This window comes from Mycobacterium sp. NGS16 (assembly GCF_059813225.1).
The window spans coordinates 655,580-671,191 of the sequence record NZ_JCALEE010000002.1 but is presented as its reverse complement, the minus strand read 5'-3'; the positions used below and the strand labels follow the sequence as shown (position 1 = coordinate 671,191).

Sequence of the window (15,612 nt, the reverse complement as noted above, 5' to 3'; positions counted from 1 at the left end):
GACCCAAGGCAGCGATGGCACTGCTGTGCAGCGCGGTCATCGCCTCGTCGGCGGCGGGTTGCGGCACCAGTGGCCTGAACAGCCTGCCGCTGCCGGCGCCGGGCATCGGCAGCGGGGGCTACCTGATCACCGCGGTGTTCGCCAACGCGCTGAACCTGCCCGGGCACGCCAAGGTCAAGCTCTCCGGTGCCGACATCGGCCAGATGGAGTCGATGGCGGCCCGCAACTACACCGCGGTCACCACGCTGCGCATCATGGACGGTGCCCGGATTCCGGTGGGCAGCACCGCGGAATTGCGTTCGGCGACACCGCTGGGTGATGTGTTCGTGGCGATCAAGCCGCCGGTGCCCCTCGACCCGTCGGCGCCGCTGCTGAAAAACGGCGACACCATCGGGCTGGAGTCCACCGCGTCGGCGGCCACCGTGGAGTCGGTGCTGAGCTCGGCGGCGCTGCTGGTGAACGGCGGCGCGGTGCAGAACTTCACCAATATCGTCAACGGAGCCGGGAAGGCGACCGGCGACCAGGGCAAGGCGTTCGGAAAACTGATCAACCAGTCCAATGAACTGCTGACGAAACTCAACGCCCGCTCCGGCGAGATCGAGACGGCGCTGCGCGAGACCAGCAGACTCGCCGACCAGCTCGATGCGCGCAGCGCCGCGCTCACCGACGTCCTCAACGCCGCGGGTCCGGCGACCGACACCCTGGTGGACAACACCAGCCAGCTCGCCGACCTGGTCGAGCAACTGGGCGCGACCAGCCGGCAGCTGGCCCGGTTCCCCTCGATCGCCGGGACCGACGACTCCGGGCACAGTTTCATCAAGGACGCCAACACGGTCGCCGGCGCGTGGAACGACGTGGCCACCGATCCCGACACCAGCCTGTACGCCCTGAACCGGCTGGTCGCACCGATCGTCAAAATGACGGTCGGCTCGGGTGTTTCGGTGCACGCCAGCATCGACCGCCTGGTGTGGGGTTCGATGCCCGATGCCGGGTTCAAGGGCGACCCGGCGTTTCACGGCCCGAAGCGCTACGACTGGGCCAAGATGGCCGGCTCGATCAAGTACGCGCTGTGGCGGCTGCAAGAACGCGTGGTGGGGCGTGGCCCGGACTCCGACATGGGGCAGGCGCCGTGGACGGCGGTCGGTCCGCCGATACCCCCGACCCCGGCGGAAGCCGAGTTGGCCGGTGCCGAACCCGGACCGCCGACACCGGGGCCGACACCATGATCGAGGCACTCAGCCGGCGCATCGTCGCATTGGTTCGCGCCGGGTACCGGCGCAAGAACCTGCTGTCCGGGCTCGCATTGGCGATGACACTGGTAGTGGCGACCGCTTACCTGCTCGTCGGGGCACTGCAGGTGAATCCGGCGCGCTCGACCTACCAGATCACGATCGCGCTGCCGGATTCCGGCGGGTTGCTGGCCAACCAGGACGTGTCGGTGCGCGGGGTACCGGTGGGCCGGATCGAATCGTTGCGGGTCACGCCGAACGGGGTCGACGCGGTCGCCAACATCTCCTCGACGGTCAAGATCCCGGCGGCCAGCACGGTGCGGGTCTCCGGTCTGTCGGCCGCCGGCGAGCAGTACATCGACTTCGAGCCGCCATCGAACACCGGCCCGTTCCTGTCCGGCGGCAGCGTGGTCGCCCGCGATCAGGCGACCACGCCGATCCCGATCTCGCAGCTGCTGGCCGACGCCGACGGCATGCTGGCCCAGACCGACCCGCGCAAGCTCGATCTGATCAAGAAGGAACTCAGCCTCTCCGAGGACGGCCCGCGCAAGCTCACCGACATCGTCGACGGCGGTACCTTCCTGCTGTCCACCCTGGATTCGGTTCTGCCGCAGACGGTGAGCCTGTTGAAGACCAGCCGGGTAGTGCTGACCATGCTCAGCGACGTCAACAACGGTCTGGCCGCGACGTCGGACAACATCGACAAGGTGCTCAAAGGCGTCAACCCGATGATCGGCGGCTACCGGCAACTGGTCGATCAGTCACCGGCGATGCTGTCGTCGGTCGACGGCCTCTTCGACGACAACTCCGACACCATGGTCGGGCTGCTGGGCAACCTGGTCACCACGGCGCAGCTGCTCTATGTGCGGACACCGGCGCTCAACGCGCTGTTCCCCAACTACCGGGGTTCGACGGTGGAGGCGCTCAGCTCGGCCATCCACGAGGACGGGATGTGGGCGACCGTCGACATCTACCCGCGCTACACCTGCGACTACGGGACGCCGCGGCGCAACCCGTCGGCAGCGGACTTCCCCGAACCGTTCCTGTACGGCTACTGCCGCGACACCGACCAGTCGGTGTTGGTGCGGGGCGCCCACAATGCGCCGCGCCCGCCGGGCGACGACACCGCGGGTCCGCCGCCCGGAGCCGACCTGGCCGCGACCACCGATCCAACCCCCAAGGGCCGCTACACGATTCCGCTCGAGTACGGCGGGCCGCCGCTGTTGATCGATCCGCCACGCTGATGTTCAAGGAGACGCCGCGGTGAGCACCGCCAAGAAGCCGGACAGCACCCAAGACGTGGAATCGACCGCGCAGGAGCCGGAGTCGACCGCCGTCGAACAGGCCGCCGACGCCGCCGCGGCGCCGGTCGCTGCGGCGCCGCCCCCGCGGAAACCGCGGGCGGCACTGGCGACCTGGGGTATGGCCGCCGCCTACCTGGTGGTGTTCGGCCTCGCCGGCGGGCTGGGCTGGCAGCTGTGGCAACAGCATCGGGTTTCCGCCGCTGCGGCGGCCGGGCAACGGGCCGCGGAGGACTACGCCCAGGTGTTGACCAGCATCGACTCCGACCGAGTAGACGACGATTTTGCCGCGGTGCTCAACGGTGCGACCGGGGATTTCAAGGACACCTACACCAAGGCCAGCGTGCAGCTGCGCCAACTGCTGATCGACAACAAGGCGTCAGCGCAAGGCAAGGTGGTGGACTCGGCGGTGCAGAGCGGATCCACCGACAAGGTGGTGGTGTTGCTGATGGTCGATCAGACGGTCACCAACACCACCCGCCCCGACCCGCGGGTGGACCGTAGCCGGATGAAGATGACGATGCAGAAGGTCGACGGCCGGTGGCTGGCGAGCAAGGTCGAATTGCCGTAGGAGGCAGGCTATGTGGGCGACGCGGCTATCGGCGGGTATAGCGGCGGCGGTGCTGACGGTGTGCGCGGCCCCGCTGGCCGGTGCGTCGGCGCCGTCGTTCTGCAGCGGGCTGGGCGGCGACTGGGACGGGCACTTCTGCAGCACCGACGTGCACTCCGAGCGGCTGGCTACCCGCTATATCCGGATGGCGGTGCCCGGGGATCTGGTGGATCACCCGGTGGCCGGACCGCCGATCCGTGACTACCTGTCGAAGTTGTTCACCAACTGGCGCACCAAGGGCGCTTCGATGGTGGCCGACAGTTGGGGCAACGAGAATTTCGAGATCTTCCAGCACGGCAACGCGCTTTCGGTGGTCTTCCACGAGGACTATCACTCCGACGGTCCGTACATCAACAACGCCTACCGCACCTTCACCTTCGATATGGCCGGCGGCCGCCAACTGCAGCTGGCCGACATCACCAGGCCGGGAGTGGATCCGCTTGCGACCATCCCCCAGCTGGGCGAGCCGTACATCATCGAGGCACTCGACCGGGCGTTCTGGGAACACCGGCCCGGTGATTACCCCTTCGTGCCGGAACGCTTCACTCCGGACAAGGTGTTCTCCGGCGGCTACCGGTCGTGGGCGCTGACCCCCGATGAGCTGATCCTCTACATGCCTGACTATCCGGTGAGCCATGATTCGCCGATCCAGTACAACCAGATGCAGTGGTACATGGACGGCGGCAACGTCCAGGCGCACATCCCGCTGTCGGCGCTGCGTTCGATCCTGCGTCCGGAGTACGGCGGTTCAGCCAGCGTCGACGAAGGAGAGGCGGCGCTGGGACCGCCGCAACAATAGTGCGGAAGCTGCCCGCCTGCCGTTCGCCGAGATTGCACCCGCGCAGGTGATTTCCCTTAGCCGTAGCGGAACAGCAGCAGGCTCGCCAAGACCACGGCCGCGGCCAGGGCGATCACCGGCGCCACGAAGGCATGCGTCAGCGTCGCTCCGACGACGGCGCCGGCGATCATCGTCAACACCACTCCGTAGCGCAGCTTTTCGCGCTGGCCGGTGCCGCCGGCCAGCCTGCTGTCCAACCCGATACCGACGATGGTCGAAGTGAGCACGGTGGTGTAGAGCTCCTGGATGCCGAACTGGCGCGCGGTCGAGTTCTGCACGCCGAAGGCCACCGCGAGGCCGACGATCAGAACCAGCTTGCTGGCGTCCTCGTAGTTCAGCACACCGGCGCCGGCCAGCGCGGGCAGCACCAGCAGCAAGACCACCTCGGTGCCCAGGGCGGTGGTGACCCAGGTTCGAGAACGCTCGCCCAGGCACCGCACCAGGCGACCGCCGATGATCGCACCGAGCAGGAAGCCGCCGACCGCGACCGCTGCGGCAGTCAGGTCGATGCCGGTGTGGGCGACGAACAAGAAGCCCAGAAAGATCGCGTTGCCGGTCATATTGGCCACGAACACGCGCCCGAGCACCAATACGCTGACCCCGTCGACCACGCCGGTGGCAAAGGTCAACAGCAGCAATGCCACCATCGTGCGCCGTTGCGACAGCGGCGACACGACAGCCATGGGTCAGCTCTGGAACCGTGGCGTCAGATCCAGCGAGGTGATCGTCGGCATCCTGGTGACCACCCAGCGGTTGTGGTCGCGTTTCATGTGCAGCCGGTAGGTCAGGTACTTGATCTGCGGGATGGTCTTGGTCAGTTCGCTGGTGGCCGAGGTGTTGGTGTAGATCAGGACGGTGGCTTCGGGCCCGTTCAGGGATTCGACTGCCGCGCCGACGATCTCGGTGCTATCGGTGACCTTGGCCTGCTTGTTGCTCTCGGCGATCGCGTCGATGAACTTGCGATACTGGGCTTCCAGGTCGCCACTGAGGTAGATCGACGCCCGGTCCGGCAGCGTGTCCATGTTCTCCGGCGTGTAGTTCCACAGCGTGTGGATCGCTCGGGCTGCGGTCCGGGCGATGTCCAGTTTGGTGGCCACCTCCGCCCGGTCGATCAGATAGGGCTGGGCTGCGGCCGCCGCGAAGGCCGCGGAGCCGACGAACAGCGCCGCCGCCGCTGCGACCGCGATTCGGATGCCGGCCTTCCGGCGCCCGGGGCGGGCCTCCGCCGTCGTCTCGGGTTCACCCGCGGCCTCGGTCTCGGCGTCGGCGTCGGGATCCGCCTGGGTGTCGGCTTCGCCGTCGGCCTCCACGCCGGTGGCCTCGGCCGCCGACTCGGCGTCGTCGGCGGATTCGGCGGCGGGATCGGTCACAGCACCTGGTTCAGATTGCTGATCTTCCACTGGTCCCCTTCCTTCTGCGCCGTCGCCAACCAGCGAGTCGCGACCTTGACATCCTGTTTACCGTCCGGCGACTTACCGCTGTTCTCGACGGCCACCAGCATGCTGACGCTGCCGTCGTCGTTCCACCGCTCCACCCCTGCCGCGATCACCGTCCCGGCGGTCGGCTCACTGCGCGCCACCGCGACCAGGATCTGATTGGCCTTGTCCTGGTATTGCTGGGCGAACTCCCCGGTGGCGTGGTCGAGGACGCTGTTGAGGTAGTCGTTGGCATGGAACGGATCCGGTGAGGTGAACATCGTCATGAACGATTCGACCGCCGCCAGCGCCTCGACATCGCGTAGGGCGGCGCGCCGGTGTTGCTCATGGGTGACCAGCGTGGCGGCGCAGACGGCGATCGCTGCGGCGGCGGCCAGCAGCGCACTGCCGATCACCGTCGGCAGCCGCCGGTCAGGCACCTTCCGCTCCGCGAAGAGCGGCTTGGCGTCGGCCTGGACGCGCCGCCGCGGGCTCATTTGTCCCCCTCGGCGGGCAGCGGCTTGCTGACCACCGACAGGTCGTCGACACGCCAGTTTCCGGCCGCTTCGGCGAACACCACCCGCACGGTGGCGCTGATCAAACGCTCCTTGCCGGGTGTGCCGCGCTGGCCCTGCAGGAACATGAGCATCGTCGCGCGGTGCGCCGTGGCGTCGAGCACCGCGGCATCGGTCACCCGGTAGAAATTGGGAACCGGCGTCGCGTTGCGGATCGCGTCCAGCTGGGGCACCAGCTGCTCGCGGTACTTCTCGGTGGCCAGTGACTGCGCACGGTCGAAGTCGTCCTGTAACGTCGCCGGGTCGTAGGACAACATGTCCGCCACGATCTTCGGGCCCTGCCGGGCGATCTGGACCCGGGCCAGATCCGAGTTGTGCTCACCCCGGTAGACCACCGCGTAGGCCGCGCCCGCCCCGGCCGTACTTAGGACGGCCGCGGCCACGAAGACCGCCATCACCTTCCCCCGGATGCGCGCCGGTGGCCGGCGCCGTGCCGGCCGAACCTCGGTGCGCGCCACCAGGTCGGCGAAGGTCCGCCCCCGGCGGTCCCGTAGCGGCCAGAGCCAGCCGGCGAACACGGCGTCGAGCAGGTGCGCCCCTTCGCGCAGCAACAGCCGTCCAGCGCCCACAGCGCCGGTGTTCTCGCCGGTGCGCGTCACCTCGAGTCCGGCGAAGGCGCGGCCCAGGCTCCACCCGGTGATCACCGGCAGCAGCACCCGGTTGACCGCGGTCGCCAGGATCACCACCCCGATGACCGTCATGGCCAGCCACCACCACGCCCCGCCCCGCGGGAAGCACATCGCCACAAGAACCATCGCCGCCACCACGACCGCGCCCGGGAGCAGGTCGATCCCGAAGGCGATCAGGCGGTGACGCCACCGCGCCGGAGGGCTGACCGGCACGGCGTCAACGGCTTCGGTCACCGGGCCACCTGATCGAGCTTGCCGATCCGGAACTGGCCGTCCTCCCGGACCATCTGGGCGCGCAACCGGTAGCCGGCCTCGCGGCCCTTGGCCTCGACGTTGTCGACCTTGATCCGGAATGCGACCAGGATGTCGATCGAGCCGTCCGGATTGTTGCGTTCCACCGCGGCACCCATCTCGGTGAGCTCGACGTGGACTTTGGCCGCCTGATAGGCAGGCGGAAGGATCTGGGCGTACAGCGCGGCCTGGGTGCGGAATTCCCCGGCCGTGCAGTTGATCATCTTCTGCTGGGCCAACGCCACATCGCCCGGATCCGGGGCCTGGGTCGCCAGCACGCAGGTTTTCGCCGCCTCGATGGCTTCGGCGTTGTCGCGGGCCATCGCCTGACTGGCAGCGTGGTCACGCAGGGCCTGGTAGCCGACCGCCGACAGGCCGGCGGCCAACAGCACCAGCAACGCACAGATCCCGATCAGCGCGCGCCGGCCGAGGCGGGACGGCGGGCCGGCGTCTGCCCCGTCGGCCGGGACCGCGTCGGGCGTAGCCGCTTGGACTGCGGTGTCCTCGTCCGTCGACGCTGCGGTATCGGCGGTGTCTGCGGTCTGCTGCTCCCCGTCCGTGCTCACCGGAACGGTGCCAGCATCCCCTTCCATGCGTCGTCTCCTATGTTCATCGAGTTCTCGACGGAGTATTCGACGCCGTCTGGCCCGACCGCCTGGCCACTCTGCGGATTGTAGATTGCCGCTGGTCCGCCGGCCGGGGTGTAGATGCAGGGGTTGGGCTGTTGCCCGTTGCACTGCACGCTACCGGTGCCCGGCCGGGTCAGCGGGTCGTTGAGCGGCGGTGGTGTCGGTGGCACCATATCCGCCGGCAGCGGGTTGAGGCCGGTGTTGACCGACGGCGCCGGGATCACGTGGCCCGGCTCGACCGGCTGGTCACAGCGCGCGCCCAGCGCCGGGCAGTTCCGGATCTGGTTCGGGTCGCCGTACCAGGGGTTGGTGCCCATCGGGATGTACGGCTTGTCGCTGCGGCATTCCTTGGGCGTCGGGGCCCGCTTGCCCGGCACGTCCACACATGGGATGTTGCGCACGCCGCGGACGTTGTTGGCCGGGGTGTCCTGCGGAATCCGGCAGGCGACGTCCGGCAGCTCGGCGGGGCTGGTGTCGGCGAACGCCCGCCATTCCGAGGCTGGCAGGTAACCGGTCAGGCACGGCGGCGGATAGTTCAGGCTCAGACCCGGAACCGGCACCGGGAAGACCGGGCCGGGGAACGCGCCCAGCGCCACGCCCAGTGACGCCCGCCCCGGGAAGGTCGAGCTGACCGTCTGGATGATCGATCCGGCCTGGGGCAGGAACACCAAGACCTGCTCGGTGTTGCGGTTGTAGCGCCGGGCCATCTCGGTCAGGATGGCCGCGTTGGCCATCAGCTGCGGCAGCGAGTCCTTGGTGTCGTTGAACACCGTGTGCACCTGGTCGATCAGCGGCGGCAGGTCCGAGAGGATGTGCTTGGCCGTCTCATCTCTGCTAGCCGCCTGCGCACCGAGAATGTTGAGGTTGCGCGCCCACTGGTGGATGGCATCGCCGGAGTCGACCTGACTCTCGATGATCGGTGCCGATTTGTTCACGACGTCGTTGACGTCGGCGAGATTCGACTTGAAGTCACTGACGATCAACTGGGTGGAATCGACCAGCCGCTGCAGGGCTGGGCCCAACCCGCCGACGGCGGTCGCCGTCTCGTCCAGCAGCGCCGAGATCTTGCCGGCCGGCAACGCGGCCAGACCACGGTTGGCGGTGTCCAGTGCCGGGCCGATGGCGGCCGGCACCGTGCCCTTGGTGATGGTCTGGCCCGCTTTCAGGTACTGCCCCGGGTTATCGGTGGACACCAGGTCCAGGTACTGCTCACCGATCGCCGAAACCGAATGCACATTGGCGGTGGCGTCGACGGGGATCTTGTACTTACTGGAGATCTGCATCGTCGCCTGCGCGCCCGTCTCGGTGGGCTCGACGGCGGTGACCCGGCCGATGATGGTGCCGCGGTAGGTCACGTTCGCGGTCTTGTACAAACCGCCGGCCTCGGGCAGATTCGCCTTCAAGGTGTACTGGCCGAGGCCCGCCATGGTCGGCAACCGCAGGTAGTAGATGCCCAACACCAGCAACGCCGCCGTCGTCAGGACGGTGAAGATGACCAGTTGACGTTTGATCGCAGGTTTCAGCAATTCCGGTCAGCCCTTTCCACATACGGACCGCCGGGTGCGGTAGCGGGGTTCGGCGTGTACCGCACGTCCGGAATCATCTTCTCGGGGTCGTGGCCGAAGGACTGCTCCAGGGCGCGCAGCATCCCGGAGAAGCCGGTTCCGGTCAGGATCGCGTTGTCGATGGACGCGTAGGTCAGGTCGACCACCAGCGAGGTGTTGATGAAGTCGCCGCGGACCGCCTTGAACGCACCGTCGACGTGATACGGCGCGGTGATCATCACCTGCATCAGGTCGGGGATGTAGGGCGACGCCTTGCGGAGTTCCCGCGCCGGGCACTGGAACGAGGTCAGCACCTTGTGCAGATCGGACCGCGCGGGAATGATCTGCTCGTTGACCTGGGTGCCCATCGCGCCCAACGCGTCGACCGCGTTGATGAAGATCTGCTGCTGGGCGTTGAAGTACTTGAACAGCGGCGGGAAGTCGTTCAAGGCCTTCTCGATGCTGTCGTTGTGCGCACCGAAGTAGCTCAGCAGCCGGTTGGACGAGTCGATCGCCCGGGTGATGTCCTCACGCTGGTCGTTGAGGTTGCCGATGAACGTGTCCAGTTTGGTCAGGAAGGCCCGGATCTGATCGGCCCGCCCGTGCGACAGCGCAGCGAACTCCGTGGTGATGGTGTCCAGGTCGGATAGCCCGCCGCGCTGCAGCAGCAGTGCGATACCGGCCAGCGTGCGTTCGATCGTCGGGTACGACGACGAGTTGTTCAAGGCGATGGTGTCGCCGTTGCGCAGTTCGCCCTCCGGGTTCGGCGGCGACGTCAGCTCGATGTGTTGCGAACCCAGCAAGCTGGTCTGGCCGATCTTCGCCGTGGCGTTGCGCGGCAGATGGACGTCCTTGTTCAGCTTCAGCTTCAGCGTCGCGATCCAGTTCTTCAACTCGATCCGCTCCACCGCGCCGACGAAGACGTCGGCGACCAGGACCCGGCTGTTGCCGTTGAGCGCCAGCGTGTCCGGCACCTGGACATAGACGGTGTAGGCGCCCGGACCACTGCCGGGGCCGCCCGGCAACGACACGTTGGCGATACCGCGCCAGCTGCTGCACGACGTCAAGGTCAGGGCGGCCATCAGCAGCACCAGCCCCTGCCAGCTGCGCCGGCTGACCGTCTTCATCGCAGTCCTCCGTCTCATCAGCCCTCACCCCGCGGGGGAAGCGGCGCCACCGGGCCGGGTATCACGTTGGGTCCCGGCGGGGGCGGCGGGATCGGAGCCACCCCGGGAGGCTGGCCGATGAACGGCAGCGGACCGGGAGCCTCGTCGTAGGAGTTCGGCGGGCCGGGCGGCGTCTGGTACTGCGACTGGACCGGCGCCGGGTCCGGGCCGCCCATCAACTGCGCCAGCGACTCCGGGGTCAGCAGCCGGGCGGTGTCGTGGCCGGGCTCCACGCCCTGCATGCCCGGTGCGGTGATCCACCCGGGTTGGGTGTTGCGGTGCGAGAACGGGGTGTCGGGCACCCAGATACCCGGAACGGTGGTGTCCTTGTACCCCGGGGGCGGCTGCAGCCGCGGCTCGGAGTAGGCGATCTGCTTGGGCGTGGTGAAGGCGCTGGTCCAGATGTTGATCCCGAACGGCAGATAGTTGAACTTGATCGCATCGGCCACCGGAGCCAGGTACTCGGCACACAGTTCGGCGGAGTCCTGGTAGCCCAGCCGGCTTCCGGCCTGGATCGCGCTGCAGATGAACTCCATCGGGTTGGCGAAGTTCACCAGCACCGGGGACCCGAGGACCATGCCCTGCGCCGGGTGGTAGATCTCGCCGGTCGCCGCCAACACGTTCGGCAGGATGTGCAGCGAGGTTTCGAAGCCGTCCAGCGGGTCCGGTTGGGTGATCGCGGTCGTGATCTTCTCGACGTTGTCGATGTTGCGGACCAGCAGGTCGGCGTTCTGGTTGAGGAACGCCTTCACGATCGTCATGGTCGCGTAGAACTGGTCGGCGGCGCGCGCGAGTTCCTGGTCGGTGCCGGTCAGGTTGTTGGTGAACTTGGCCAGGTCCCGGTTGAGCGCGACGAACTGTTGGTCGTTGTGGTCGAGCGCCTTGACGAACAGTGACAGGCTGCGCACCACGGCGAAGAAGTCGCCGCGCCCCTTGTTCAGCGCGGTCAGCGCCTCCGACAGGTTGTTGAACGCGGTGTTGATCTGCTGGCCCTTGCCGCTCAACCCGTCGGCGAACGACTCGATGGCGTCCCCGATCGGCCCCTTGGGCTGTTCGGGCGTCGGCCCCAGCTTGTTGATGATGTTGGTGACGTCGTTGCGCAGCGTGTCCCACTCCACCGGGACCTCGGTGCGTTCCTCGGGGATGACGGCCTTGTCGGCCAGCACCGGCCCGCCCCGGTACGGCGGCTCCAACTGGATGGTCCGCGAGGCGACCAGGGTCGGGTTCAAGATGATCGCCTTGGCGTCGGCGGGAACCTTGTACTTGTTGTTGAAGTGCAAGGTGACCTTCATCTTGTCGCCGGCCGGCTCGATCTTGTCGATCGCGCCCACCCGGACCCCCATGATCTGCACCGCGTCGCCGGGGTAGAGCGCGTCGGTCTGGGGGAAGTAGGCGACCACGGTGGTGCTGTTGAGCTTGCGGAACAGCTGCACGCCGCCGAAGCCGGCCAGCAGCGCCAGCACCAGCAGCAGTGATCCGACGATCACGGTCGCCCGCGACCGTTCGGGCAGTCGCAGGTTGCGAACATCAAAGACGGTACTCACGTCCGGCTACCTTCCCTCCAGTGAGCCGCCGCCACCGCCGGGCTGGCTGTTTCCGCCTTCACCGGGGGTGATGAACGGCGCCGGCAACTGGTTGCCCGGTCCGGGCGGAGCCGGCGGGCCAGGTGCCCTGGGCGCCGGAGGAGGCGCCGCGCCCGGGTTGGCCGGAGCCGGCCCGGGCATCGGACCCATCGGTTCGGAGCGCGCGCCGGGGTTGGCGTCCGGCATCGGCACCGGGGTGCCCGGCACCACCGGCGGCGTCTCGCCCGGCCGGCCGGCGATCGGGATCCCCGGGGACGACGGCACGCCGTCGGGGTTCGGCGGTGAGAACAACACGTCGACCGGACCCGGGTACGGGCCGCTCGGGCCGAACGGCCCGGAGTTCGGATCCAGGTTCGCGCAGGGCAGCGGGTTGCCCGGTGTCGGGAACATCCCGGCCGCCGGTGCATACGAGCACGGTGAGCCCGGCGCGACCGCCGGCCCGGGGTGCTCGGGTGTGCCTTCGAGGACTTGCGGGGCGGGCGGCGGGGCACCGTTGGCGAACCGGGTTCCGTTGGGGTCGGGGTAGCGGAACTCCGGCAGTCCGGCGTTGCGCCAGAACTCCTCCGGCGAGATGCCGCGCTTCTTGAACGCGGCATCGACCCACGGCTGCAGGATCCAGAACGGGATGAGGTTCAAGGTGGAGACCTTGAAGTACGGCCCCGATGCCACCGCGTCGTTGACGATGGTCAGGTACCTGCCCAAGATGGTGAACATCTCGCGGAGATCGTCTTGCCGGCGCACCAGCATGTCGGTGATGTTGGCGGCCTCTTCGAACACATGCCGCAGATCCAGGCCCGGGTTGTCGCGGACCAGGCCCTGAACCTGTTCGCCGAAGTAGGCGATGTTTCCCAGCAACGCCGAGATCGCCTGGCTGCGTTGGTTGAACGCGGCCAGCAGGGTCTGGGTGTTGCGCAGCAGCGCGTCGACCTGGTCGCTGCGGTCGCCGATCACGGCCGCGACCTGATTGGCCTGGGCGAGCAGGTGGGTGATCTCCTCGTCACGCTTGCCGACGGTGTCGGAGAACTTCGCGACACCGTCGAGCGCGGCGCTCAGGTCGGGGTAGGTCTCATCGACGGTCTCCGAGAGCACCTTCAGCGACTTCTTGACCGTGTCGATGTCCCACCCGGACGCGGCTTTGGTGACGTCGAAGACCGCATCGTAGAGCTGATACGGCGTCGTGCTCTGACCCAACGGCAGGACGCCCCCCGGCGCGATCCGGCGCTCGCCCTTGGGCTCGATCGCCAGAATCTTTTTGCCCAGGATGGTGTCGGTCTTGACCCCGATCCGGCTGTCACTGCCGATCGGGTGGGCGCCGACCGAGAACTTCACCAGCACGTGGTCGTTCTCGATCGACAGGTCCTGGACCTTGCCGACGTCCACACCCGAGATGCGCACCTTGTCACCGGCGTTGAGCCCGCCGGTGTCGGCGAGCTGCCCGTAATAACTCGGCTCGGCGAAGAGCATCGGCGCGGTGGTGAAGCTCTGCCCCACCAGGGTCACCAGCGCCGTCGTGACGACGCCGATGATGCCGATCCGTGCCCGGTTGGGCGGTTCCAGGGTCCTCACTGCGGCGTGCACCTCCCCGTCGGTTGCTGCCACAACCGGACATTGCGCACCGGCCCGCCTGGCTGCAATCCGGGAAGCTTGATCGTCGCGTCGCAGATGTAGAAGTTGAAGAAGTCGCCGTAGACACCGGTGCGCCCGATCAGCTTCAGCGCCCGCGGAATCTTCTGCAGCAGTTCATCGATGTCGTTGAGCCGGTCCGGCGGCTCTGGCCCGGCCACCGGGAACAGGCTGTGCAACTGCTGCCGGTTGTCGGCCAGCAGATCGGCCAGATTGCCGGCGGCATTGCCGAATTCGGCGGTGCCGTTGGCCAGGCCGGTGTTGTTCGCGTTCAAGCCCTTGACGAGTTTGTCGAAGTTGTCGACGGTTTCGTCGAACGTCTGGCGGTGGCGCACCGCGGTGTCGAGCACCACGTTCAGGTTCTTGACCACCTCACCGATCGCGGCATCCCGCTCGGCGATGTGTGAGGTCAGCTGGGCGGTCTGCTCCAGGATGTCGTTGATGGTGCCGCCCTGGCCCTGGAAGACGGTGACGATAGTCGACGCGATGGTGTTGATCTTGTCGGGATCCAGCGCACGGAACACCGGCTTGAAGCCACCGATCAAGGCGTCCAGGTCCAGTGCCGGCTCGGTGCGGGACGACGGGATGAATCCGCCGACCGGCAACCGCTGGTCGGCCCCTTCGCCCTCGCCCCGCTTGAGCTCCAGGTAGCGGTTACCGATGAGGTCGGAGTACCGGATCTGCGCGGTGGTCGACTGGAACAGCGGCACGGAACGGTCGACGTTGAAATCCACCACCACCCGACGCCCGCCGTCGACCAGGCGCACCTTTTTGACCTTGCCGATCTCCACGCCGGAGGCGCGCACGAACTGTCCCTGGCGCAGGCCGCTGGCATTGGTGAATTCGGCCGAATAGCCGGCCGTCCGGTCGAATCGGACCTGGCCGAACACCACGACCAAGCCGACCGTGAAGAGCAGCAGCACCGAGCCGACGGCGCCGAGTTTGATAGCGGTTCTGGTGATGTTCATGGGTTGATCGTGTTATCCCCGACTTGGCGACCCCAGACGTAATCAACGGCGAAGGGCGATCCGGTATCAAAGTGGTTGTAGGGCGCTTGGCTGACTCCGGTGTCGGCCACCAGGTAAGGCGCCGGCCAGAAGTCGTGGGTGATCTCCTGCCAGCAGCCCGGCGCGCCGCCGGGTCCACCGCGGGCGTTGTAACGCGGCAGGTTATCGGGGTAGATGTACGGGTTGGCCGGACCGACCAGTTCACTGACCGTGTCGAGCGCGTAACCGTCACCGCCGCCAAGGAATTGGTAGACCTTGGGGGCGCCCTGCGCGAGGTTGCGGATGGCGCAGAACAACTCCGGGCTGTACTCGTCCAGCAGCGCCGACACCGGAACCAGATCGGAGAACTGGGCCCGGAAGTACGGCCCGAACCGCTGAGTGACGTCCGCCCCCAGGTTGCCCACGCCGGCAGCGCCCAGCAGTGCGGCGTCCAGTTCCTTCTGCTGGTTGGTGATCGTCTTGACGGTGACGACCGAGGTGTCCAGGAAGCCGACCAGGTCCGGCGCGCCGTCGGCGTAGACCTCACCCAGGGTCGCGAAACCCTTGAGGTCGCGGCGGAACGACGGCATGTACGCGTTGGCGTCGTCGAGAATCTTGTTGCCGTTGACCAGGGATTCGCCGAGCTTGTCGCCGAGCCCGGTCAACGCCTCCGCGGCGGCGTGCAACGTCAGGTTCAGTTTGATCGGGTCGACGTGCTCGGAGAGGTTGTTGACCGTCTCGAACAGCGTGTTGAGCTCGGTGGTCACCGAGGTCGCGATGATGTGCTTGGCGGTGATGCGCTCCGGTGAGGGGTGCTCCGGCGCGGTCAGCGACACGTACTTGTTGCCGAACAGCGTGGTCGCCAAGATGTCGGCTTTGACATTCGACGGGATCAGCTTGAGGTACTTCGGGTCCACGTCGAGGGTGAACTTGGCCGCCGGCTTGTCGTCGTACTCCGTCGGCGCGATGTTGGCCACCCGCCCGATCTGGACGCCGTTGTACGTGACCGGCCCGCCCGGGTCCATCACCAGACCGGCACGCGGCGCCACCATGGTCAGCGACGTGGTCTTGGTGAAGGCCCCGCGGAACTGGCCGTACACCAGCCCGGCGATCAGCGCCAGGACCGCGAAGGTCACCACTCCCGCCACTCGGTATGGCGGGTTATGCACCTTGTTCTGCTTCCCGGTTGCCAT

The 15,612-nt window shown here is 67.6% G+C and carries 15 protein-coding genes; 4 read left to right on the top strand and 11 right to left on the bottom strand.

From position 1 onward, the window contains the following. The first annotated feature begins 14 nt into the window (after positions 1-14). Genes AC5Y4Q_RS08900 through AC5Y4Q_RS08885 form a run of 4 tightly spaced genes read left to right on the top strand, consistent with a single transcriptional unit; the run spans position 15 to position 3,939 of the window. Entirely contained in the window at positions 15-1,226 is a 1,212-nt protein-coding gene (locus AC5Y4Q_RS08900; RefSeq protein WP_125226038.1) for an MCE family protein, read from the top strand. After that, positions 1,223-2,473: an MlaD family protein gene (locus AC5Y4Q_RS08895; protein WP_125226039.1), complete on the top strand. Its 1,251-nt coding sequence runs from the start codon at positions 1,223-1,225 to the stop codon at positions 2,471-2,473. Before AC5Y4Q_RS08900 ends, AC5Y4Q_RS08895 begins: the two co-directional genes overlap by 4 nt. A gap of 19 nt (positions 2,474-2,492) precedes the next feature. Next, positions 2,493-3,101 (top strand): Rv1363c family protein, encoded by a 609-nt coding sequence (locus tag AC5Y4Q_RS08890; protein ID WP_064921072.1) that lies wholly within the window; start codon positions 2,493-2,495, stop codon positions 3,099-3,101. A gap of 10 nt (positions 3,102-3,111) precedes the next feature. Then, positions 3,112-3,939 (top strand): mannan-binding family protein, encoded by an 828-nt coding sequence (locus AC5Y4Q_RS08885; protein ID WP_499958673.1) that lies wholly within the window; start codon positions 3,112-3,114, stop codon positions 3,937-3,939. A 56-nt stretch (positions 3,940-3,995) separates the two neighbouring features. Here the strand turns inward: AC5Y4Q_RS08885 and AC5Y4Q_RS08880 are convergent, their stop codons facing one another. From AC5Y4Q_RS08880 to AC5Y4Q_RS08830, 11 genes are read right to left on the bottom strand one after another with little or no spacing between them, the layout of a single operon-like run. Further along, positions 3,996-4,661, bottom strand: a complete 666-nt coding sequence (locus AC5Y4Q_RS08880; protein ID WP_499958671.1) for a YoaK family protein — start codon at positions 4,659-4,661, stop codon at positions 3,996-3,998. A gap of 3 nt (positions 4,662-4,664) precedes the next feature. Next, positions 4,665-5,378: a mammalian cell entry protein gene (locus AC5Y4Q_RS08875; RefSeq protein ID WP_065019321.1), complete on the bottom strand. Its 714-nt coding sequence runs from the start codon at positions 5,376-5,378 to the stop codon at positions 4,665-4,667. Further along, a complete protein-coding gene (locus AC5Y4Q_RS08870; RefSeq protein ID WP_064921076.1) occupies positions 5,345-5,890 on the bottom strand; it encodes an Rv1363c family protein in 546 nt (181 codons plus the stop codon). Before AC5Y4Q_RS08870 ends, AC5Y4Q_RS08875 begins: the two co-directional genes overlap by 34 nt. After that, a complete protein-coding gene (locus AC5Y4Q_RS08865; protein ID WP_064921077.1) occupies positions 5,887-6,831 on the bottom strand; it encodes an RDD family protein in 945 nt (314 codons plus the stop codon). The genes AC5Y4Q_RS08870 and AC5Y4Q_RS08865 overlap by 4 nt, the downstream gene beginning before the upstream one ends. Further along, on the bottom strand, positions 6,828-7,481 hold the full coding sequence (locus AC5Y4Q_RS08860; protein WP_235663908.1) for an Rv1363c family protein: 654 nt from the start codon (positions 7,479-7,481) through the stop codon (positions 6,828-6,830). The genes AC5Y4Q_RS08865 and AC5Y4Q_RS08860 overlap by 4 nt, the downstream gene beginning before the upstream one ends. After that, the gene (locus tag AC5Y4Q_RS08855; protein WP_064921079.1) at positions 7,451-9,043 is read right to left on the bottom strand and encodes an MCE family protein; all 1,593 of its coding nucleotides are present in this window, start codon (positions 9,041-9,043) and stop codon (positions 7,451-7,453) included. The genes AC5Y4Q_RS08860 and AC5Y4Q_RS08855 overlap by 31 nt, the downstream gene beginning before the upstream one ends. Continuing rightward, a complete protein-coding gene (locus AC5Y4Q_RS08850) occupies positions 9,037-10,188 on the bottom strand; it encodes an MCE family protein (RefSeq protein ID WP_064921080.1) in 1,152 nt (383 codons plus the stop codon). Before AC5Y4Q_RS08850 ends, AC5Y4Q_RS08855 begins: the two co-directional genes overlap by 7 nt. Positions 10,189-10,205: 17 nt before the next feature. Continuing rightward, positions 10,206-11,771, bottom strand: coding sequence for an MCE family protein (locus tag AC5Y4Q_RS08845; protein ID WP_064921081.1), 1,566 nt, complete (start codon positions 11,769-11,771; stop codon positions 10,206-10,208). A 6-nt stretch (positions 11,772-11,777) separates the two neighbouring features. Further along, positions 11,778-13,376, bottom strand: a complete 1,599-nt coding sequence (locus AC5Y4Q_RS08840; RefSeq protein ID WP_064921110.1) for a virulence factor Mce family protein — start codon at positions 13,374-13,376, stop codon at positions 11,778-11,780. Beyond that, on the bottom strand, positions 13,373-14,401 hold the full coding sequence (locus AC5Y4Q_RS08835; protein ID WP_064921082.1) for an MCE family protein: 1,029 nt from the start codon (positions 14,399-14,401) through the stop codon (positions 13,373-13,375). The genes AC5Y4Q_RS08840 and AC5Y4Q_RS08835 overlap by 4 nt, the downstream gene beginning before the upstream one ends. Beyond that, positions 14,398-15,612, bottom strand: a complete 1,215-nt coding sequence (locus AC5Y4Q_RS08830) for an MCE family protein (RefSeq protein ID WP_064921083.1) — start codon at positions 15,610-15,612, stop codon at positions 14,398-14,400. The genes AC5Y4Q_RS08835 and AC5Y4Q_RS08830 overlap by 4 nt, the downstream gene beginning before the upstream one ends.

Excerpts from the sequence above, each read along its gene's own strand:
- AC5Y4Q_RS08850 (WP_064921080.1), bottom strand. The coding sequence starts at position 10,188 with ATGAAGACGGTCAGCCGGCGCAGCTGGCAGGGGCTGGTGCTGCTGATG.
- AC5Y4Q_RS08900 (WP_125226038.1), top strand. The coding sequence starts at position 15 with ATGGCACTGCTGTGCAGCGCGGTCATCGCCTCGTCGGCGGCGGGTTGC.
- AC5Y4Q_RS08885 (WP_499958673.1), top strand. The coding sequence starts at position 3,112 with ATGTGGGCGACGCGGCTATCGGCGGGTATAGCGGCGGCGGTGCTGACG.
- AC5Y4Q_RS08830 (WP_064921083.1), bottom strand. The coding sequence starts at position 15,612 with ATGGCAACCGGGAAGCAGAACAAGGTGCATAACCCGCCATACCGAGTG.
- AC5Y4Q_RS08880 (WP_499958671.1), bottom strand. The coding sequence starts at position 4,661 with ATGGCTGTCGTGTCGCCGCTGTCGCAACGGCGCACGATGGTGGCATTG.
- AC5Y4Q_RS08895 (WP_125226039.1), top strand. The coding sequence starts at position 1,223 with ATGATCGAGGCACTCAGCCGGCGCATCGTCGCATTGGTTCGCGCCGGG.
- AC5Y4Q_RS08860 (WP_235663908.1), bottom strand. The coding sequence starts at position 7,481 with ATGGAAGGGGATGCTGGCACCGTTCCGGTGAGCACGGACGGGGAGCAG.
- AC5Y4Q_RS08835 (WP_064921082.1), bottom strand. The coding sequence starts at position 14,401 with ATGAACATCACCAGAACCGCTATCAAACTCGGCGCCGTCGGCTCGGTG.
- AC5Y4Q_RS08870 (WP_064921076.1), bottom strand. The coding sequence starts at position 5,890 with ATGAGCCCGCGGCGGCGCGTCCAGGCCGACGCCAAGCCGCTCTTCGCG.